General features: G+C 42.1%; 21 protein-coding genes, 1 tRNA gene and 1 riboswitch. Of the genes, 9 read left to right on the forward strand and 13 right to left on the reverse strand.

Going from position 1 to position 20,367, the window contains the following annotated elements:
• Window positions 1-91: 91 nt before the first annotated feature.
• The 4 genes from H8S37_RS11835 to H8S37_RS11850 all read left to right on the forward strand — a co-directional run bounded on the left by H8S37_RS11835 (window position 92) and on the right by H8S37_RS11850 (window position 4,825).
• Entirely contained in the window at window positions 92-574 is a 483-nt protein-coding gene (locus H8S37_RS11835) for a MarR family winged helix-turn-helix transcriptional regulator (RefSeq protein ID WP_186876274.1), read from the forward strand.
• A 434-nt stretch (window positions 575-1,008) separates the two neighbouring features.
• Window positions 1,009-2,220, forward strand: coding sequence for a M24 family metallopeptidase (locus tag H8S37_RS11840; protein WP_186876275.1), 1,212 nt, complete (start codon window positions 1,009-1,011; stop codon window positions 2,218-2,220).
• A 19-nt stretch (window positions 2,221-2,239) separates the two neighbouring features.
• Window positions 2,240-3,415: a MalY/PatB family protein gene (locus tag H8S37_RS11845; protein ID WP_186876276.1), complete on the forward strand. Its 1,176-nt coding sequence runs from the start codon at window positions 2,240-2,242 to the stop codon at window positions 3,413-3,415.
• Between the two features lie 3 nt (window positions 3,416-3,418).
• Window positions 3,419-4,825, forward strand: coding sequence for an APC family permease (locus H8S37_RS11850; RefSeq protein ID WP_186876277.1), 1,407 nt, complete (start codon window positions 3,419-3,421; stop codon window positions 4,823-4,825).
• Window positions 4,826-4,875: 50 nt separating this feature from the next.
• Here the strand turns inward: H8S37_RS11850 and H8S37_RS11855 are convergent, their stop codons facing one another.
• The 9 genes from H8S37_RS11855 to H8S37_RS11895 all read right to left on the reverse strand — a co-directional run bounded on the left by H8S37_RS11855 (window position 4,876) and on the right by H8S37_RS11895 (window position 13,437).
• Window positions 4,876-5,499: a V-type ATP synthase subunit D gene (locus H8S37_RS11855; protein ID WP_186876278.1), complete on the reverse strand. Its 624-nt coding sequence runs from the start codon at window positions 5,497-5,499 to the stop codon at window positions 4,876-4,878.
• Window positions 5,500-5,569: 70 nt separating this feature from the next.
• Complete coding sequence (locus H8S37_RS11860) at window positions 5,570-6,961, reverse strand: V-type ATP synthase subunit B (RefSeq protein ID WP_186876279.1); 1,392 nt, start codon at window positions 6,959-6,961, stop codon at window positions 5,570-5,572.
• A 19-nt stretch (window positions 6,962-6,980) separates the two neighbouring features.
• On the reverse strand, window positions 6,981-8,747 hold the full coding sequence (locus H8S37_RS11865) for a V-type ATP synthase subunit A (protein ID WP_186876280.1): 1,767 nt from the start codon (window positions 8,745-8,747) through the stop codon (window positions 6,981-6,983).
• The gene (locus H8S37_RS11870) at window positions 8,740-9,327 is read right to left on the reverse strand and encodes a V-type ATP synthase subunit E (RefSeq protein ID WP_243207176.1); all 588 of its coding nucleotides are present in this window, start codon (window positions 9,325-9,327) and stop codon (window positions 8,740-8,742) included. The genes H8S37_RS11865 and H8S37_RS11870 overlap by 8 nt, the downstream gene beginning before the upstream one ends.
• A gap of 60 nt (window positions 9,328-9,387) precedes the next feature.
• A complete protein-coding gene (locus H8S37_RS11875; RefSeq protein WP_059067527.1) occupies window positions 9,388-9,696 on the reverse strand; it encodes a V-type ATP synthase subunit F in 309 nt (102 codons plus the stop codon).
• Window position 9,697: 1 nt separating this feature from the next.
• The gene (locus H8S37_RS11880; protein ID WP_186876281.1) at window positions 9,698-10,129 is read right to left on the reverse strand and encodes an ATP synthase subunit C; all 432 of its coding nucleotides are present in this window, start codon (window positions 10,127-10,129) and stop codon (window positions 9,698-9,700) included.
• Between the two features lie 12 nt (window positions 10,130-10,141).
• Complete coding sequence (locus H8S37_RS11885; protein ID WP_186876282.1) at window positions 10,142-12,079, reverse strand: V-type ATP synthase subunit I; 1,938 nt, start codon at window positions 12,077-12,079, stop codon at window positions 10,142-10,144.
• Window positions 12,076-13,122, reverse strand: a complete 1,047-nt coding sequence (locus H8S37_RS11890; protein ID WP_186876283.1) for a V0D/AC39 family V-type ATPase subunit — start codon at window positions 13,120-13,122, stop codon at window positions 12,076-12,078. Before H8S37_RS11890 ends, H8S37_RS11885 begins: the two co-directional genes overlap by 4 nt.
• Window positions 13,123-13,125: 3 nt before the next feature.
• Complete coding sequence (locus H8S37_RS11895; protein ID WP_186876284.1) at window positions 13,126-13,437, reverse strand: hypothetical protein; 312 nt, start codon at window positions 13,435-13,437, stop codon at window positions 13,126-13,128.
• Between the two features lie 506 nt (window positions 13,438-13,943).
• Between H8S37_RS11895 and trmB the strand changes: the two genes are divergently transcribed.
• From trmB to H8S37_RS11915, 4 genes are all read left to right on the forward strand, one after another.
• Window positions 13,944-14,594 (forward strand): tRNA (guanosine(46)-N7)-methyltransferase TrmB, encoded by a 651-nt coding sequence (trmB, locus tag H8S37_RS11900; RefSeq protein ID WP_186876285.1) that lies wholly within the window; start codon window positions 13,944-13,946, stop codon window positions 14,592-14,594.
• Window positions 14,595-14,890: 296 nt separating this feature from the next.
• Window positions 14,891-15,247 (forward strand): thioredoxin family protein, encoded by a 357-nt coding sequence (locus tag H8S37_RS11905; RefSeq protein ID WP_330604995.1) that lies wholly within the window; start codon window positions 14,891-14,893, stop codon window positions 15,245-15,247.
• A gap of 379 nt (window positions 15,248-15,626) precedes the next feature.
• Window positions 15,627-15,699, forward strand: a tRNA-Lys gene (locus tag H8S37_RS11910).
• A 228-nt stretch (window positions 15,700-15,927) separates the two neighbouring features.
• The gene (locus H8S37_RS11915; protein ID WP_186876286.1) at window positions 15,928-16,692 is read left to right on the forward strand and encodes an EFR1 family ferrodoxin; all 765 of its coding nucleotides are present in this window, start codon (window positions 15,928-15,930) and stop codon (window positions 16,690-16,692) included.
• A 26-nt stretch (window positions 16,693-16,718) separates the two neighbouring features.
• Here H8S37_RS11915 and H8S37_RS11920 read toward each other — a convergent pair whose 3' ends face one another.
• The 4 genes from H8S37_RS11920 to H8S37_RS11935 all read right to left on the reverse strand — a co-directional run bounded on the left by H8S37_RS11920 (window position 16,719) and on the right by H8S37_RS11935 (window position 19,184).
• Window positions 16,719-17,681 carry a carbohydrate kinase family protein gene (locus H8S37_RS11920; protein ID WP_186876287.1) on the reverse strand — a complete coding sequence of 321 codons (963 nt, stop codon included), beginning with the start codon at window positions 17,679-17,681 and terminating at the stop codon, window positions 16,719-16,721.
• 36 nt (window positions 17,682-17,717) lie between these two features.
• On the reverse strand, window positions 17,718-18,431 hold the full coding sequence (locus H8S37_RS11925; protein ID WP_186876288.1) for a 5'-methylthioadenosine/adenosylhomocysteine nucleosidase: 714 nt from the start codon (window positions 18,429-18,431) through the stop codon (window positions 17,718-17,720).
• Between the two features lie 39 nt (window positions 18,432-18,470).
• Window positions 18,471-18,611 (reverse strand): NUDIX hydrolase N-terminal domain-containing protein, encoded by a 141-nt coding sequence (locus H8S37_RS11930; RefSeq protein WP_207723941.1) that lies wholly within the window; start codon window positions 18,609-18,611, stop codon window positions 18,471-18,473.
• Window positions 18,612-18,737: 126 nt separating this feature from the next.
• The gene (locus tag H8S37_RS11935; RefSeq protein ID WP_186876289.1) at window positions 18,738-19,184 is read right to left on the reverse strand and encodes a GNAT family N-acetyltransferase; all 447 of its coding nucleotides are present in this window, start codon (window positions 19,182-19,184) and stop codon (window positions 18,738-18,740) included.
• A gap of 307 nt (window positions 19,185-19,491) precedes the next feature.
• Window positions 19,492-19,597: riboswitch (TPP riboswitch) on the forward strand.
• Between the two features lie 42 nt (window positions 19,598-19,639).
• On the opposite strand from H8S37_RS11935, the gene H8S37_RS11940 reads away from it, so the two are divergent.
• On the forward strand, window positions 19,640-20,305 hold the full coding sequence (locus H8S37_RS11940) for an energy-coupled thiamine transporter ThiT (protein WP_186876290.1): 666 nt from the start codon (window positions 19,640-19,642) through the stop codon (window positions 20,303-20,305).
• Window positions 20,306-20,367 lie beyond the last annotated feature (62 nt).

Consider the following 20,367-nt stretch of genomic DNA (forward strand, 5'->3'; position numbering starts at 1 on the left):
TAACAGAAAGCAAATGACTTTTTATGAAAGCTGTGCTAAACTTTTTAATAGAAATAAAGCTTAAGACAATAATAAAGGTGGAATATTGCAGATGGATCAGAACAAAGATGAATTGATGAGACAGGTATGGGAGAATCAGGACATAGCCTATAATTTGATGAATGAATATGATGAAATATTGCGATGCTATGGGGAATATGTTCTATACCAGGCAGAAGGGTTGGTAATAGATTTAATTGCTGCGCATCCAGGAATTACCTGTACAGATATCGCACATATAACAAATAAGACTGCCAGTGCGTGTTCACAGATTGTCAGAAAGCTAAGAGAGAGAAATTGGGTATGTCAGATACGTAATGAAGAAAATAATAGAAAGTTTAATTTAGAACTAACGGAAATTGGAAGAGAAATATGTGAAGAGAGGAAACATTTTACGAAGATATGCCAGGATAGAATGTTTGATATGTTGAGTATTTTTACAGAGGAAGAGTTGATGCATCATATACAGGTACAGAAGAAGATCAATGAAGCATATAGGGAGGACATCAGACAAAGTAAAGAAGGAGAAAGTTAAATAGTAAAAAGGTATTGCAAGATTCATTGAAAGATTATGGAAAATGAGCTGTTACCGGCATCCGGCAGGCGTTTTACTGCCGGATGCCGTTTTTTTATATAGGAAACTTTGTCCCCTATACAAGAAAACCTACCGAGGGATGCACACTGCGCGCAAATGGAAAATGGCTGCTGACACAGCCGCACTTCAGCGCGAGAATGTGCAGAGCACATTCTTTTTTTAGAGAAAATACAGGAATTAGCTGGAATTGTGCAATTATTCTAAATAATACGATGATAAATTGGTTATTATGTGGAAAATAAGGACTTCTGTAAATAAATATTGTAATTTGTTAGGGTTTGCTATATATTTAAGATAAATAAATTATTAAGTAGCTTAATAAATAATATACTTAATGATAAGCAGTCAAATATTATTAGATTAGGAGGAAAGAAATGATTCAATATAGTGATAGAAATCAAAAAGAATTTCAGGAAAGAATTCAGGCAGTTATGCGTGAAAAAGGAATAGACGGACTGATTTTGACAGAATTTGGGGCAATTTATTATGCAACAGGACATTACAGTACTTTTCAAAAAGTTACAAATGTTCCGGGATACTGTATTGCGGTTTGCCCAGTAGAAGGAGAATTTACCGTTATTATGCCGGATTATGAAACGATGTCTATGGAACAGGTACCAGGATGTAAAATAGATGTTTCTACAACAGGTATTTTTATAGATGACCACGAAAAGATAACTGGAAAACCAGCCCCTAAAGTTCGTCCCTCTACAGTTGACGGCAGCAGAACGTTCCGGCAGGCGCTTGATATTATAAAAGCGAGAAAGAAAGACGCCATTATTGGAATTCAGTCCAAGCTGCTGACGTATGATGCGATGAAAATATTCCAAGAAAACAGAGGCTCTTGTACATATATTGATTGTGATGAAGTGCTCAGCAGAGCCAGAATGATTAAAACAAAGTGGGAAATTGAAGTATTGCGGACAGCAGCACAGATGAGTGAACGTCAAATGACAGCGACAGCGAATGCGCTGAAAGAAGGAATGACGGTTGGTGAACTTGTGAATCTGGCATATCAAAACTGTTTTGCACAAGGGGCAGGTGTGACAGGGGCAAGACCGGTTCTTTCCGTGGGCGGAAGATACTTTGGAAATTTTGAGATCCCACCGGAGGATACGTTGCGGAAGGGTGATATTGTAAGAATGGACTGCGGTCCTTTTTATCTAGGGTATATCAGTGATATATGCCGTGCCTATTCCATCGGCAGGGCATCCGATGAGGCAAAAAGAATTTACGCTGCATTGATGGAAGGATACCGCAGAGAATTGGAGATGATTGGACCTGGGGTGAAAATCGCGGATGTTTACAATGAGGTGATGCAGATCGTAAGAAAGACGGTGCCGGATTATGTTCGCGGACATCTTGGTCACTCAATAGGAACGTATTTTCTGGCAGAGGAATATCCATATATTTCACCTTATGTAGGGGAAGAAACATTCCAGCCTGGTATGGTGGTAAGCTGTGAAGTGCCGTACAGTAGTGCTGTGATTGGTGGAATGACGCCGGAGGACTCGATTGTAATTACAGAAGATGGATATGACCGTTTTACTTACGTTCCGGAGGAGATTGTAGAAATTGGAGTTTAAGAAATGGGAGGAACAGAGAATGGATTTTGATAAAAGCATAGATCGTGTAGGGACGCAGTGCTGTAAATGGGATTCAGAAACATGTTACCAGACAGGGGAAATTTTGCCTATGTGGGTAGCTGATATGGATCTTCCTGCGCCTGACGAAGTGGTGCGTGCACTTAAAAAAAGAGCAGAACATCCTATATTTGGCTATGCATATGATGATGGGAGTTTTGCAGAAGTTTTACAGCAATGGATTCTGAAACGGCATGGCTGGATTATAGATACCGACCATATCATATTCAGCCCGGGAGTGCTTACCACGATGGCGATGTTTATTAATGCTGTATCAAAACAAGGAGAACATATTATTATTATGTCACCTGTCTATTATCCATTTACTGAATACATAACAGACAATAACAGGTGTGTGGATAGATGCAATCTGCTCTGTAAAGATGATGCATATCAGATTGACTTTGAAAAATTGGATGAACTGGCGGCAAAAGAAAACACAAAGGCGCTTCTTTTATGTAATCCACATAATCCAGTAGGAAGAGTATTTACCAGACATGAGTTGGAGAAAATAGCAGAAATTTGTTCCCAAAATGATATAAAAGTTTTTGCCGATGAAATACATTCAGATTTAATTATGCCAGGGTTTAAACATATACCTTTTGCGACAGTTTCCAAAGAAGCCTCACAAATTACGGTGACCGCTTACTCAATGGCGAAGACATTTAATCTGGCAGGGTTGCAGGCATCTGCTGTTGTGGTTTCCAATGAGAAATTAAGAGAGAAGATTCTGGGGTTGCGCCGGGCATGGGGATTATTTAATGTGAATAATTTTGCGCTGACGGCATTTGAGGCAGCCTTTCGATATGGAGAGAAATACGTGGATGAATTGGTTACATATTTAGACAAAAACAAGAAATATATACTAACATTTTTAAACAAACGGCTGCCTATGCTGAAATGTTCAGAGCTACAGGGAACGTATTTGATGTGGATGAACTGCAGCTCGCTTAGTATGACAGATGAAGAATTGGCAGTATTTTTCAGGGAAAAAGCAGGACTCGGTTTAGATGAGGGGACTCTGTTTGGACCAGGTGGTGAACAACATATGAGAATAAATATAGCCTGTCCGCTTAGCCGAGTGAAAGAAGCGATGGAACGTTTGGAGAAAGCTGTAAAAGAAGGAAAGGAAACATAGGTTATGGGAGAAAAAAAGGAATTGAAACGAGTTCTCGGGAAATTTGATCTCTTTGCCATTGGATTTGGAGCAATTATAGGGTGGGGATGGATTTCAATGGGCTCTACATGGATCGGCGGCGCTGGAATGTTAGGAGCATGTCTGGCATTTGTATTTGCTGGCTTGATGATGATTTTTGTGGCGTTGTGTTATGGCGAGCTAGCATCTGCGATGCCGAAAGCCGGAGGACCTCAGAATTTTGCATGGATGGCATATGGTACCAAAGCTTCATTTATTGCAGGATGGGCATGTTTGTTAAATCCGGTTTTATTTGTCAGCTGGCTGTGTAACGCAGCAGTCGATGCGCTGAATTATCTATATCCGCTGTCTGATACACCTTTGCTTTACACTGTATACGGATATGAAATCCATACGGGAACTTTGGCGGCCTATATGATTATGGCAGTTATGATGATTTGGCTGACTTATACAGGGATTCAGGGAATGTCTAGAGTACAGAATATTGCCGTTATCATAATGATTATAATTGCGGCTATATTTATTATCGCAGCACTTTTTAAAGGGGATACGAGAAACTTTGAGCCGCTGATCGCAAACGGTGCGAAAGGTGTTGCCGCAAATATTCTTACATGTGCAACCTTCCTGGCTGGTTTTGAGTGTATACCACAGGCATCCGAGGAATCGGTAGTAAAGCCCCGAGAATTAGGAAAAGTGATCGTATTTGTTATGCTTGCAGCAGTAGGATGGTTTATTCTTACAATTGTTGCAACATCATTAGGCCTGTCACATGGAGAAATTCAAAATTCTAAATTAGCTGCTGTAGATTCAATGGCAGCAATATTTAATAATAATCCGTTGGCGGGAAAAGCTATGATTGTAGTAGGGCTGCTCGGGATTCTTACTTCCTGGATTTCAACATATATTAACGGAAGTCGATTGATGTATAGTATGTCACGCGGCGGAATGATACCAGAATTTTTTGCAAAGCTGCATTCCAGATATCAGACACCTTATAGAACAATTCTTATTATGGGAGCCGTTATGTTGGCGTCCGGTTTCCTTGGAGGTGGAGTAAATGTTTGGTATCCGACAGCGGCAGGTTTTGGAAGTGTCGTTGCATATGTAATTGTTGCATTATCCTTTATTAAACTGCGGAAATCTAAACCAGATATGCCACGCCCGTACAAGGTAAAAAGCGCAGCGGTAGGGTATATCGCTGTTCTGATGGGATGTATTCTTGTGGGCATATCCCTGCCAGGCTTCCCAGGCTCGGGATTAAAATGGCCATACGAAATCCTGATGGTTATAATATGGATTGCGTTGGGTGGTATTTTATATATAAGAGCTAAAAATAAGCCTGACGGACTAAAAAAGATAGATACAATGATGAGTTCCGTTTTAAAAGAATAGATTTAACATGGGCAGAGGCGAAGAATCACTCTGCCCATCTACGCTCGGGATTACCCCTTCTTCATCTTCATCCTCTTTATCACCTTCAGTCTTGTAAACTCCTCCCTCTCTTTTTCTTCCAGTGCGTTGGTAATGCTATATACCAACTGCGAATACATAGGGATAGTGATGTTTTGCAGTGCATTCGCCCGTTTTTGTGTTTTTTTAATATTTGAAGCGAGACGATACGCTGCATTTTCCACCATAGAGAGCTTGACTGTTAAGTCTTTTACCCTGCGGAATGCCTCTCGTGCGGTATCAATGGATTCGTGTGTGGTGCCGAAAGAGTAAGTCGGCGTCCCATCGTCTGGAATATATTTCACATGAGGAATTTCTGTACCCATGATGCTTCTTGTCTGAATGGTGATGGAGTTCTCAATGGGAACTGTGTAGGCAAGCTGATCTACCATGTTGATTCCATGCTCAATATTTGCCCTCTGTAGGCACCGGTAGGCATAGGTAAAGGTATGATCAATTTCATCTTGTATATTGCGCGCCTCATCGATCAGATTCATGAGTTCTCGGATAAGAATATTCCTCTTTTTGTCCATCAGATCATACCCTTGCTTTGCAAGCGCCAGGGAATTTTTTGCCAGCATGAGATTTCCTTTTGTAGGAAAGGTACGCGGATCCATGCGACTCCTCCTTTCAAAAATATATCAGCCTTCAAAACAGATATGCCGTACCCTGTTGAAAGGAAGATTTTTATTCCTCTTCCTCTTCTGTCGGGTGATAATATTTATCCAGAATCTTTGTATCTACTCGATCCAACTCTTCTCTTGGCAGACGACCAAGCAGCTTCCACCCCAGATCCAGGGTTTCTTCCATGCTGCGGTTTTCTTCAGGGCCCTGCCCTATATAATTTTGCTCAAAATCTATTCCAAATTCCAAGTATTTTTTGTCAATAGGCGAAAGCTCATCCTCGCCGATAACGGAAGCCAGGTTTCGCGCGTCTCCTACTTTGGCATAGGCAGAGAAAAGCTGGTTTGCCAAGTCTTGATGATCCTCTCTTGTATATCCTTCCCCGATACCGTCCTTCATCAGACGGGAAAGAGAGGGCAGGATATTGATGGGAGGATAGATGGACTGCCCATGCAGGGGTCTGTCTAAAACAATCTGTCCCTCTGTGATATATCCTGTCAGGTCAGGAATCGGGTGTGTAATGTCATCATTGGGCATCGTGAGGATGGGAAGCTGTGTTACCGAACCCTTTACGCCTTCTACAATGCCGGCACGTTCATAGATAGTGGCAAGCTCACTGTACAGATAACCGGGAAATCCTTTTCGGCTTGGAATCTCTCCTTTAGAGGAAGAAACCTCCCGCATCGCTTCTGCAAAAGAAGTCATATCCGTCAGGATAACGAGGATGTGCATGTTTTGTTCAAAGGCCAGGTATTCTGCTACAGTCAAGGCTACCTTCGGGGTAATCAGACGTTCGACTACCGGGTCATTGGCAAGGTTTAAAAACATGGCAACGTGGTCTGCCACGCCGCTTTCTTCAAACGTATGGCGGAAGAAATCAGCGACGTCATGTTTTACTCCCATAGCGGCAAATACAATAGCGAACTGTTCCTCAGAGTTTTCGCCGAGGGAAGCCTGTTTTACAATCTGTGCCGCGAGCTGGTCGTGGGGCAGGCCATTCCCTGAGAAAATGGGGAGCTTCTGTCCGCGTATCAGAGTAGTCAGCCCGTCGATAGCAGAGATTCCTGTGTGAATATAATTTCTTGGATATTCTCGTTTTACCGGGTTCAAGGGCAGTCCGTTGACATCCCGTTTCAGTGTGGAGATAATCGGGCCTAAATCGTCAATAGGCTGTCCGATCCCATTGAAAGTACGTCCGAGCATATCCGGAGAGAGTGTGATTTCCATTGGATGTCCAGTAAGTCGTGTGTGTGTATTTTTCAGAGACATATTTTCAGAGCCTTCAAATACCTGTATCACAGCGCGATCCTCATACACCTCTACAATACGTCCGATTTTGCGTTCTGTACCGTCGACAATAAATTCAACGATTTCATCAAAGAAAGCGTCCTGTACGCCTTCCAGGGCAATGAGAGGACCATTGATGCTGCTTAAGCCTAAATATTCGATTGACATGTGCCGGATTCCTCCCTTCTTATGCGTTTTTTTCCAGAACACGCTGATAAAAAGCGTCAATATCCCGATGGTATCCGGCGAACAGCTCTGGTCTGTCATTTGGCACGTCATACTTGATAGCGATGACCCTGTCGAAAATAGTTTCTGCTTTTAACACAGACATAGGATGCCCCATTGTAACGAGGGCACGTGCCTGGTTGTACAGATATAAGATTGTTTCCATCATGAGATATTGTTTTTCCATAGAGACACAGGTATCGTCTTTGTGGAAGGCATTTTGCTGTAGGAAACCGAGTCGGATGACCCGGGCGATTTCCAACACCAGTTTTTGATCGTCAGGAAGTACGTCGCTTCCGATCAATTTTACAATTTCCAGCAGACTGCTCTCCTGATTTAAAAGCGCCATAAGGCGGTTGCGGTAATCTACAAATTTAGGAGAGACGTTATCCTGATACCAGTGGCTTAAATCATTCAGATATTCACTGTAGCTGGTGAGCCAGTGAATTGCCGGAAAATGTCGGGAATAGGCAAGACTTTTATCCAATCCCCAGAAACAACGGACAAAACGTCTCGTATTCTGCGTTACAGGTTCAGAAAAATCACCGCCTTGTGGCGAAACGGCGCCGATAATTGTCACAGAGCCGTCTGTCCCATTTAAGTTGTGCATCATGCCTGCCCGTTCATAGAAGGCAGAGAGACGGGAGGCAAGGTAAGCGGGGAATCCTTCCTCCGCGGGCATTTCCTCCAGACGTCCGGAGAGTTCGCGCAAAGCTTCTGCCCAGCGGGAAGTGGAATCTGCCATGATAGCAACGTCATATCCCATATCCCGGTAATATTCGGCGAGGGTAAGGCCGGTGTAGATGCTTGCTTCGCGGGCGGCAACGGGCATATTGGAGGTGTTGGCGATCAGTGTAGTCCTGTCCATTAGAGGATTTCCGGTGCGGGGATCTGTAAGCTCTCCAAATTCTTCCAATACCTGCGTCATTTCATTTCCGCGTTCGCCGCAGCCGATATAAATAATGATGTCGGCATCCGCCCACTTGGCGATCTGGTGCTGGGTCATGGTTTTTCCTGTACCGAATCCACCGGGAATAGCGGCTGTGCCCCCTTTGGCGATGGGAAACATTGTATCAATAATTCGCTGTCCGGTGATAAGCGGAACAGAGGCGGGAAAACGATGATGAGTCGGACGCGCTGTACGGATAGGCCAGTACTGTGTCATAGAAAGTTCTTTTTGAGAACCGTTGTTTAATTCCAGTGTTACAAGTGTTTCTTCGATTGTATACTCCCCGTCCGGAACGACAGAAAGAACAGTACCTTCTATATCCGGAGGAACCATACACTTGTGGAGAATGGCGTGGGTTTCGGGCACTTCTGCAATAATATCGCCGCTGTGCAGATATTGTCCTTCCTTTACTATGATATGTGTCTGCCATTTTTTAGATTTATCCAAAGAATCTACGCTTACGCCGCGAGTGATAAACGCACCCGCAGATTCGGAAATACGCTCTAAAGGCCGTTCAATTCCGTCAAAGATATTATTGAGAATTCCGGGAGCCAGTGTGACAGAAACAGCATTTCCACTGGCAATCACCTCTTCTCCGGGCTTTAATCCCGTTGTTTCTTCATAGACCTGAATGGTTGTTCTGTCCTTATCGAGCGCAATGACCTCACCTACGAGCTTCTGTTTTCCGACATAGACCATTTCCGACATGCGAAAGCCTGTATTTCCTTTCAGATAGATGACAGGACCATTGATTCCGTAAATTGTTCCAGTTTTAAGCAACTCCGTCACCTCCTAAAAACAAAAATGAGTCATATTCATTGCGAAGCTTCGTCTTAAAGGAATTATCAATGAGGATATTGCGCGCGCGGATAACGGCGCGTACCCCTCCGATAAAGTCCTCGGCGCTGATGGTCAGGTGAATACCGGTGGCATCCTCCAAATCAGAACGCTTCGTTTCATCAGAAGGATTGATATAAATCACAACCGGATCCTCTCCGGCAAAATGTTTGGCATGATGGATACAATTTATAAGATAATCCATATAGCTTTCGGTTTTCATATAATCATCAAGCAGGCTTTTGGTTTCTTCAAATATTTTATCTTTTAATTCCAGCTGTACCTTTCCGTACTGCCGTTTGATTTCCAGCTGTGATTTTGCCATTGCCTGGTTTAGCTGCTGTCTGGCATTGGTCGTCTCAGCCTTGATGCGAGTCTGGGACTGGCGGATCGCTTCCTCTTTGTGATCTGCCAATACTTTTTCCAGTGCTTCTTTGTAGGAATCAATGATGGCATTTCCTTCGCTTCGCGCCTGTTCCATCGATGTAGTCTGCAAATGTGCGATTTTTTCTTCCAGAGTCAAACAAAATTCCTCCTTTTTCATTCAGCACGCTTTTTATTTCAACGGGGATCTTGTATATCCTTACAATTTAAGCCCGATTGCCTCGGTAATATAGGATGTGATAAAGTCTTTCTTTCGTCCGGTTCCGTGCCTGTCAGGGATTTCGACAAGAAGGGGGTTTTTGCGTTCCAGACGGAAGGTGTCAATGATGTCGGGAAATTCGCGGCCGAATTTTTCGGTTAGAAGCACAATGCCTACCGTTTTGTCTGCCAGCACATCTTCAAGCGCTTTGCGAAGCTCCTCGCGTTCATGTACAACAACACCGTCTACTCCTGCAAGTCTCATGCCTGTATAGGTATCGACATTATCACTGATTAAATACATTTTCATATTATAGGTTCCCCAGGATCATAAAAGAGATAATCAGCCCGTAGAGGCAGACACCTTCTGCAAGTCCTACGAAAATCAAAGATTTACCCAGAACAGAAGAGTCTTCGCTGATTGCTCCCAATGCCGCACTCGCTGCGCTGGCAACGGCAATACCGCCGCCGATACAGGATAAACCGGTAACCAATGCGGCTGCGATATAGCCCATTCCTGTTGCAAAACCAGAATCTGAAGTGACACTTCCCGCCGCCTGTACATCCGGACTTAACATCATAATGGAGGCGAGGGCGAACGCGCCGAAGAAGAAGAAAGCATTGACGCCGATCGCACGTTTATAACGCTTTTTATTCTTTTCTCCGATCAGATAGTAGCCAAATGGGATGATAATGCTTAAAATCAGAGCGATGATGAAGATAATTTTCGTTGCTAAAGTCATGGTATAATCCTCCTATTTTTTGTTTGTCTTTTTTGTATATGGCTGAAATGCCCTGCCGGTGCCTTTATAAAAGCGGCTGAACATTTCATAATATTCCAGACGCAGCACCTGGATACCTACGATTAGTCCTTCCAATCCGCATACAAACAGGTTTCCCAGTACGATGACAATCCAGTTTGGATTTCCCTCCTCTGCACCGGCGAGCATCAGCACAACCTCCATGATGGCTGCGTGGCTGACGGCGAAGGCGCCGATACGGATGAAAGAAATCGTGTTGGAAAAATAGCTTAACAGGGTCTCAAATAACTCAAAGAATCCTTCCACAATGAACATTGCCTTGCTCTCTTCCATTTTGTCAGCGCGCTTTTGAATAAGCCTGGTCAGCGGTTTTTTAAAGAAAATCAAAAGCAGCGGTACTCCGAACATGACGGCCATGACAAATCCGGCAGGAAGAGAATTGCCGGTCATAAACAGTACAATGGAGGCGACGGCGGAGGCATAGAAAATAAATCCGGCAACACCGTTGGCGTCAAACCAGGCGCCCTCCGCGTCATGGCTTTTCAGCGCGTTGATAATATGAAGAATCATAGCGAGAAGAATGATTCCCATACCAAAGGCAACAGCGATGATAAATACAGTGTTCAGCTTTCCTAAAAACGGCAGTGTCGTCATATGGTCAATGGGACGCAGCCACAGAGCCGGCAGGACATTTTCAAAACCGAAAATACTCCCGAAGAGGAAGCCGAAAATGGTGGAAAAGATTCCGGCAGTTGCGATAATACCGGCGAGAGGAGCTTTTTTAAAATGAAAGATAAGCCCTCCGCCAATAAAAAGCAAAAGTCCCTGTCCCACATCTCCGAACATAACGCCGAAAATAAATGAATACGTCAGGCCTACAAATACAGTCGGATCCATTTCGTTAGAAGCAGGAAGTCCGTACATCTGGATAAACATTTCAAAAGGCTTGAAAAGCTTGGGATTCTCCAGCTTTGTAGGGGGTTCCCCGAAAAAGGTATCGTGGTCATCCTCCACTACGACGAATACCTTATCGTCCTCTTTGATTTCAGCTAAAAATTTTTCTACGTCATCTTCCGCCATCCAGCCGCAGAGAATATAGTAATCCTCTTTTTTGTCTTCTACGCGGGCGGCAAGCTTACGGACATCAAAGTTGTTAGAAAGCTCTTCTAAACGGTTTTTGGCGGCAACAAGCTGTGGCGCACGATCAGAGAGCATTTCTCCGGCAGCTTTGTCCAAATCTTCGATTTCTATATGAATTCTTGCAATCTCGCTGTCCAAAGTCTGATAGGCATAAGAAGGCGTACCTTCAAATTCATCCTTCAATTCAATCCGTTCAAAATGCAGAGAACGAAATACTGCGTCTACCTTCTGTACTTCCCCGGGAGAAACAAAATAAGCCCCGTACACATAGCTTTCATCGCGTTCTCCTTCTACGAAGATAGCGCCCAGATCTTCCATCAGATATTTGAGCATTTTGTGATAATATTCCACAGCAATTCGCCCAAACCGGTAATTGATGAACCGGTAATTTAAGACGTGATGTAAGTCACAGTCCAAAGGACGGAAAGGTGCGATGACTTGCTGCTTTGTACGAAGCTGTTCGGTTTTCTTTTTTAATTTTTCCTTCTTCTCCTCAAGAGACATGTAATCTTCGTTCGCTTTTCTGACGATTTCAAACATGTCGTTGAGCCCCAGGGACGTGTCTGGAACAATATCCTGGACATTTGGAAGGAGTTCCACAAATTGTACTGCTTTATTTAATGCGTCACGGTATGGATTGATTTCTATAAAGGGGCGCAGGTTATCCACTGTCTTGAGCTCAGACAATGCAGATTCCAGTTGGATTTCATATCGGGAAAGATAAAGATCTGTCACACGATCAATGTCACTGCGCGGGCCGGATATATTAATAAATTTCATCTTTACAATCATTGTGTTCTACCTCCTGCGTATGCCAACGTTTCGCCGGGAGACAGGCTGTACCGGATACACTCCATAGCGGTAGTCAGCTTTTTGAGTTCCTCTTCTTTTAAGAAGAGATAGGTATTGATTGCAGCGATAGAGTAGGGGTTACGTCGTCTGTCTATTATATAAAGATGATGGAGACAATCAGCGTACATCTGCTCGATCGTTAGATTCTGCCGGAAGTTATAATGACGGGCATAGGAGGTTTTTTCTAATACATTCATAAATTCCTCCAAAGATGCCGTCTCGACCAGTTCTTTTATCTGGTCGACGTGAATTTTATAATGAATGGGAATCAACATCAAATAAATATCTGCCGGCTGCATGTTGTAATATTTCTTTGCGCGGTATATATACTGTAGATTCAAAAGATCAATTTTGGAGCCGCAGTCCTGTGTAAATAGATCTAAGTCTGTCTTTTTCAGCACTTTTTTCCGTTCTTTCCATAAAGAAGAAAAGTAATACAGATCTAAAGTCAGCTCGTAGTCAAACAAAGACACATGCTGCGACTCTTGTATCTTTTTCAGCGGTTCATAATACTCGGTATCCTTTAGATTTTCAATCAATTCGCCGGTCGTATGCGAGCCGATCAGTTTTTCAATGGAAATCTGAGAATAGCGGTCGAAAAAAGCCTTCTTATAATGTAAGTCAAATGGCTGCCGATAGTGATTGATTACAATCCGCAGGCAGTAATTGATTAAATCAATCTCATAACGTTTCAAATAGAGCTTTAAAAAACGACGCTGCTGCTGTCCGCAGAAACGGTAAATCTTCGTATAATCATGGTAGAGCGACTGAATCAGAACTTTCTCAATATTACCGCGGTGCAGTTTATCATCCTCCAGTGTCTCAAGGACATCTGCATAAGATGAATTTTCTTTCAGGTAAGAGACAACCTCCAGAACGCTGCTTAGATTTGCGATTTCTTCAAATTGTTCCGGTTTTAGCAGCTTTGCTTCCATTGCACGTATTTTTGTCACGATACCGCTGTAAGCTAGTATATTTCCCATAGGCTACACCTCGGTAATCCGGTTTAATAATTCTTTTGCATATTTCGTATGATTCTCTTCGTATTCTTTTTTCAGCGCTTCCACTGTCAAATTACCAGCTCCACTCTGTGATTCCAGAAGCTTTCGCGTATTTTCTTCTAACTTGGCACGTATGGCCTCAATTTGGCTTAACGTTTTATTTTCTAATTGGGTATCAAAGGCTCTTCTTTTTTCATCGTATTCTTTGTCAAGGATTTCTTTCTGGGCTTCCGCATGTTGAACAATCGCTGAAGCGGCATCTTCGATTTCCGTCAATTTGTTTACGATAGAGTCCATAACAACCCTCCTGTTTGTTGAAAAATACTAATTTATTCTATCATACACCTTTTTTGAAAAAATGCAAGTTAAGGAATTGTCAATTTTTATAAAATGGTATCAGTTCAGCCATACAGTGGCGGCAGCCACGATAAGCACGTAGTGCGGTTTTACGAATAGTGCGGGCTGAACTGATAATTTCTATAAAAACCCCTTTGACCATAAGTGGGGGCTTGTGCTATGTTAAAGGTAACGCCGGAATAGGGAAAATGTGGAAAGAGGACTATCCGACTTAGATTTTTCCAGAGTTTTATGCGAGGCGTAGTATTTCCCAGACAGGGATCTTGTATACCTTATCGGGCGAAGCCCGCCATCCCGAAGGGAGTAAGTTACGGTGTGCCCTTTAGGGTATACCTTATCGGGCGAAGCCCGCCATCCCGAAGGGAATAAGTTACGGTGTGCCTTAGGACACAGTTTTTAAGGCATGGAAGAAAAGTGGGAAGTTTTGATAAAAAAGGAGGCATCATATGAGACTGCGTAATATACCCAGAGCAGAAGGCGTAATACAGCTTCACAGAGCTGTTATAAAAAGACCGGAGGCACAGAGAGGAAATTGGAAGCAGATATTTGGAAATGAAAATCCTATTTATATAGAAATCGGCATGGGAAAAGGACAATTTATTCTTGAAATGGCCCGCAAATATCCCGCGGTGAATTTTATTGGGATTGAGCGGTATTCCAGTGTCCTGCTGCGGGCAATCGAAAAGTTTGATACAGAAGATTTCCAGGAATTAGAAAATGTCCGGTTTGTCTGCATGGATGCGAGGAGCGTAGAAGATGTGTTTGCTCCGAAGGAAGTGGGACAGATTTATCTGAATTTTTCAGATCCATGGCCGAAAGCACGGCACGCGAAGAGACGGCTTACCTCTCAGGAATTTTTGGAGCGCTATGAAAAGATCTTGGCAGATGGAGGAGCTGTAGAGTTTAAAACAGATAATACAGAGTTGTTTAATTTTTCGTTGGAACAAGTAAAAGAGGCAGGATGGACATTGAAACATTATACTTATGATCTTCACCATAATGAAGAGTTGAACCGAGGAAATGTAATGACAGAATATGAAGAAAAATTCTCTTCTAAGGGAAATCCTATCAATAAGATGATTGCAGTGAAAAAATAGTATAGAAGAATATTTCACATCTGTGGACTTTGTTCATATACTAATATATATTCCCAGTACCGGCTAAAGAGAAAAGGAAAAGAATAGAAAGTGGCATACCTTTGGATTTGCCGGCGCTTAAAATGGAGGAATGTTATGAGATGGAGAAAGAGTTGGAAAACCTGTGTAAGAGAGAGATTATATTGTATGCCGGGGATAAACAGGCGCTTGATGTGCCTGAGATGTTCTTTTGATGAGGTGTACCGGATTTTAAACACCGGTTTTTGTCATGGAGATGAAAAAGGAAGAAAATGTAGGTGAATAAAGTGAATGTATGGTCTCAAAAGAAAGAAAACAGGCGGATTCTGGTTACAGAAGATACTTACAGACAGGAAGTGCTTGCCTCCGATTTGCCTGTTCTGGTTGAATTTTATGCATCCTGGTGTGGAAAGTGTGCAATGATGCAGGAGACGGTGGCACAGCTTGCGGAAGAATACCAGGGGATTATAAAGGTATGTCAGATCGACATTGACAAATCAGAAACACTTGCAGCCCAGTTTGAAGTGACAGAGGTTCCTACATTTGTTATTTTTGTAGAAGGTGAGCCTGTAGCGGCGGCAAGTGGAGTTGTACGAAAGAGTATGCTGAAAAAAATGATGGAGGACTTCAAATGAAGAAAATTTTGTGCCGGTGATATTGTAACAGTTCAGCCATACAGTGTGCGGGAAGCACAAAACATGCTTGCATGTTTTTGCGAGCGTACATCTGTATGAGCTTAAGCGCCCATCAATGAGTAAAACGGTGGCGGGAGCCACGATAAGCATGCAGTGCGGTTTTACGAATGGCGCGGGCCGAACTGTTAAGTGATATTTAAGATTACCGGCACAAGATGCGTATGTTTCCATCAAAATAGGGTAAGATGAAAGATAGACGGCAGATTTAGGGCGAAATTGTAAAAAAAGAGGAAGAAAATAGAAAAAATCTCTTGCAATCCTAAAAAAACTGTTATATAATAGCACTTGCGTTACAGAAATAACAAAAAAATATTGAAATGCGCGATTAGCTCAGTTGGTAGAGCACCTGACTCTTAATCAGGGTGTCCAGGGTTCGAACCCCTGATCGCGCACTTGAAAATCACTGTTTTTGAAGTCGTTGGAACTTCGGGGGCGGTGGTTTTTTGATTCATTGTTTTCCATAATGGAGAGTAATTTATCATTGCGATTACTGCCTTTTTCTGCTTTTTATTAGTATTTTATCCAGAAAAACGGGAAAGAAATAATGAAGAATAATAAGATATACTTTAAAGGGTACTCCGTATGACCGTCAAAAAAATATAAAAAGAAGGTGATGAATAATGGTATTTTATTTTTCAGGGACTGGAAACAGTGCTTATATTGCAGAACGGATTTCACAGGCGTTAGATGACAGACTCTGCTCATTGAACCAGGAAATTAAGAACCATCGACTTTTTAAAGGAAAGACACCGAAGAGAATGATTTTTGTATTGCCGACCTATGCCTGGAGGATACCGAAAGTTGTGGAGGAGTGGATTTTAAAATCCAGATTTTATGGTACACCAGAAGCATATTTTGTGATGAACTGTGGAGGAGAAATTGGAAATGCGGCAAAGTATATAAGAAAACTCTGCCGTAAAAAAGAGTTTCTTTACCGAGGATGTGCTGAGATTGTTATGCCGGAAAATTATATTGCCATGTTTTCTGCGCCGGACGAGACAGAAGCAAAAGAGATTATTGCGAAAGCAGAGCCTAAGATAGACGCAGTGATAGAACAGATTGCAGAGGGAAAAACGCTGGAGGAGGAAAAAGAAGGGTTCATGGGCGCAGCTTTAAGTGGACCAATTAATATTCTATTTTATCCGGCAATAGTACATGCAAAAAAATTTTGGGCAGACGATCAGTGTATTGGATGCAGAAAATGTGCAGATGCCTGCCCGTTGAATAACATTACAATGGAGGAGAGAAAACCTAAGTGGCACAACAAGTGTACACATTGTATGGCATGTATTACAGTCTGTCCCACAAAGGCAATTGAATACGGAAAGAAAAGCACGGGTAAACCAAGATACCGTTGTCCATACGGACAGATGAAAGACAGATAAGACGACAGCGGTTATCTGTCTGAGAATTATATTGCACGATAGTCTGTATCAGAAAGAAACTTTTCTACCTGCACTCTGCTTTGCACGCCGGAGGTAGCTCCGACAGACTGTACGCAGATAGCGGCACAGGCAGTGGCAAAAGCCAGAGCATCCTTCAAGGCGTTGCCGCGCAGGAGAGCAGAAAGAAATCCAGCGGCAAAGTTATCGCCGGCACCAGTACTGTCTGTTGCGGTTACTCTGAAGGCGGGCAGGGAAAGACTTATCTTATGATTTTTAGCAAAGCACCCATTTTGTCCAGTTTTGATGATGACATTTTTAACCCCATAGTTTAAAAAGACTTCTGCCATATCAGAGTAGTCGTTTTTCTTTGTATAAAATCTTGCCTCTTCTTCATTGGGGAAGATATAGTCAATATAAGACAAGGCTTCCTTGATGTCTTCAAGTGTGACGGGTGTTTGAAGCGGAAGTTTGGTATCCGCTGTTACAATGGCTCCTGAAGCTTTAGCCTCCCGGCAGATCGCAGTGATCGTTTCCGGGCGCGTCAAAGGCGGACGAAAAAGACTGGCAAGAGAGACAATCCGTACCCTTTTGAACAGGGAAGGGGAAATCTGTAGGAAATCGTCCAGACGGGAAAAGGCATTGAGCGATTTTCTGTTTCCGTCAGTGTTTACAAGCAGAGGAGCAACCGGAGTGTGCACAGTATTATTGCGGATAATGTAATCAGTGTATATTCCACTGTCAGCAAGGAGATTTGCCAGTATATTTCCGGTAAGATCGTTCCCAAGGATACAGACAGTCCGTACGCTATGACCTAGACGTGATAAGACAACGGACTCGTTGAAGGTGTCTCCGCCGGGGGACAAAGTGACAGAATCAGCAGTCTGTACCCGTTCTTTACAGGAAGTGTTATTCCAGCCTTTTATGATGCAGTCCATAAGAACCTGTCCGATGCAAAGGACTTCCGGTGTTGTTTGAGTACGTATTTTCATTTTCGCAGTCTCCTCCTCATCTAAAAGTATGGATTTTTAGTATTTTTTTCTTGATTCCCATATTTCTGAACCTTTTTTTAAAATAGCTGTGGTAATTTCTTTGGCAATATCAGAAGCCTTAATACAGTTTTCTTCAAAGTTTTCAATACCGCTATGTTCAGCGGTATCTGTAATACAACGAACGGAAAGAAATGGTATATTGTTTACATAGCATACATGAGCGATACTTGCGGTCTCCATATCGACTGCGAGAGGGGCAAATTCATCATTGATTTTTTTACGCCCTTCATCAGTAATAAAGGATTCTCCCGTAACAATCCGTCCCCAAAATACTTTTTCTTTCAGTCCAGTTTCTTTTACAGCTATTTCAGAAATTTTTATCAATTCCTGATCTGCTTTAAAAAATACGGTTTTTAACCACGGGTGAAATTCTGTTAGAATATCCTGCGCCACGTCATGATAGCAAACTTCCGTAGATATGACCGTATCAAAAATTTTCAGCTTAGGGCTCATTCCTCCCGCTGTCCCTGCATTGATAACGATATTCACATCAAAAAGGTCAATCAGTAGTTGTGTCGCTATGGCGGCGTTTACCTTACACACACCCGAAAACAGGGCAACAACTTTTACACCGTAAATTTGTCCTTTATAAAACTTCAGCATTGCTCTTTCCATAGTCCTGCAATGCTCTATTGCAGATAAAAAAGGAGCAAGTTCATCATCACTGGCACATATAATTCCTATTTTCATAGCTTTTTGTCTCCATCTTTATAATAAATACACTACAAGTTATATAAATATCTTTTCTGCAAGCATTTCTGTTGAGATTTCTCGTATTTTTTCATATCTTTCTTTATCATAAACGTCTTTTGTGCAGGTTAGCCCTGTTTGTGACAAACTTTGCAATTCTATTGCCCATTTTTCTACCATTGCACTTTCTTCCTTGAAAAATTATGCTAATGTCTTATTTTTCACAATAAGAAATTCCATCATATGCCGTTTCATTACAACTGTAGTCCGCAAATGAAACGTACCCTTTACCATACCAAGTGAAAACTAGCAAGCCCTTTTCATATACAATAATGGGTAGGGATTTCCTTGTTCGTCCAGCTCTGTTCTTTTATAAACTGTAAATCCCATATGTTCGTAGAAACCTTTTGCAAGAGGGTTTTGTTCATTTACTGCTAAATCATTCACAGAGTATTGCTCGATTCCATATTGAAACAACTCTTTCCCAACTCCTTTTCCTCTTTCTGCATTAGAAATAAAAAGCATCTCTAGATGTTGTTCTGCAATTCCCATAAATCCAATAGGAAGTTGTTTTTCATTTTCTACGATAATTAAATATGGTATTTCTTTTAATGCTTGCGGCACATACTTTTTAATATTTTGTATTTCATTTTCTGATAGAAAAAGGTGGGTTGCTCTTACAGAACTTTCCCATACTTTTAATAATTGTTCTATTAGACATGGATTTCTATCTACTGCTTCAATAATTTTCATCTTGTAAGTCCTCCGTAAATTTATATTGAACGAAATTGCTGTGCGACAGCCTGCTAAGACCGGGATATAGTGATTTTGATCAATTAAAATTTGTATTCAAGTGTATTATACCATGCTGGTGTAATATCGTCATTTTTTTCTGATTTTGAATTTATTATTAGCAAGCAAGTGCAATAGGATTTTAAGAGAAATAGAGGAGTATGTGCTATTTCTTTTCTACTGTTTTGTTTCATTTCAGATGAGAAAATAAATAGTACTACTTGACATTTACGGTATTTATGTTTAATATGAAAGCCAAATACATAGGAATGATAACAAGGGGAGCTTGTACTACAGGCTGAGAGGAAGTTTTTAACTTCGACCCGTAACCTGATTTGGATAATGCCAACGTAGGGATATACAGTATGTGGGATTTTGCCCTCCTTGTTTTCAAAAAACAGCAAGGAGGGTTTTTTATGTTTGACTTATTGGTAAATGGGGAAGGCGGCTTGACAACAGCAGGTTACGCGGTAAGTATTGCCGCTGGAATTCTTCTGTTTATAGCAGCATTGTATTTTGCGGGAAAAACCACAGTCAAAAAGAAGATGACAGCAAAACAGCTCGTATTTTGCGGCATGGCGATTGCATTGGCTTTTCTGACATCTTATGTAAAAGTATTTGAAATGCCCTGGGGAGGCAGTGTGACCCTGTGCAGCATGTTGTTTATTGTTTTAGTGGGCAACTGGTATGGACCGAAAACCGGAATTTTAGTGGGATTTGCATACGGACTCTTGCAGTTTTTGCAGGAACCATATGTGTTGTCCTTTTTTCAGGTATGCTGCGATTATATTCTTGCTTTTGCGGCATTGGGGACAGCTGGATTTTTTGCAAAAAGCAGACATGGGCTGATCAAAGGATATATTGTCGCGGTGATTGCACGCGGAGCTTTTCATGCGCTGGGAGGATACTTATACTGGATGAGCTATATGCCAGATAATTTCCCACAGTCTTTAAAGAGTATCTATCCCATTGCATATAACTATAGCTATCTTCTTGTGGAAGGAGCAGTTACATTGGTGATTATTTCTATTCCTGCTGTGGCAAAAGGATTGAATCGGATTCGACAGATGGCTCTGGAATAAAAGGTGGCGTTGAAACAAGGGAAACAGGGGACATCGTAACTCATTCTCTGTGGGAGGGGCGG

The sequence above is a fragment of the Mediterraneibacter hominis genome (genome assembly GCF_014287475.1).
Taxonomy (GTDB): Bacteria; Bacillota; Clostridia; order Lachnospirales; family Lachnospiraceae; genus Mediterraneibacter; species Mediterraneibacter hominis.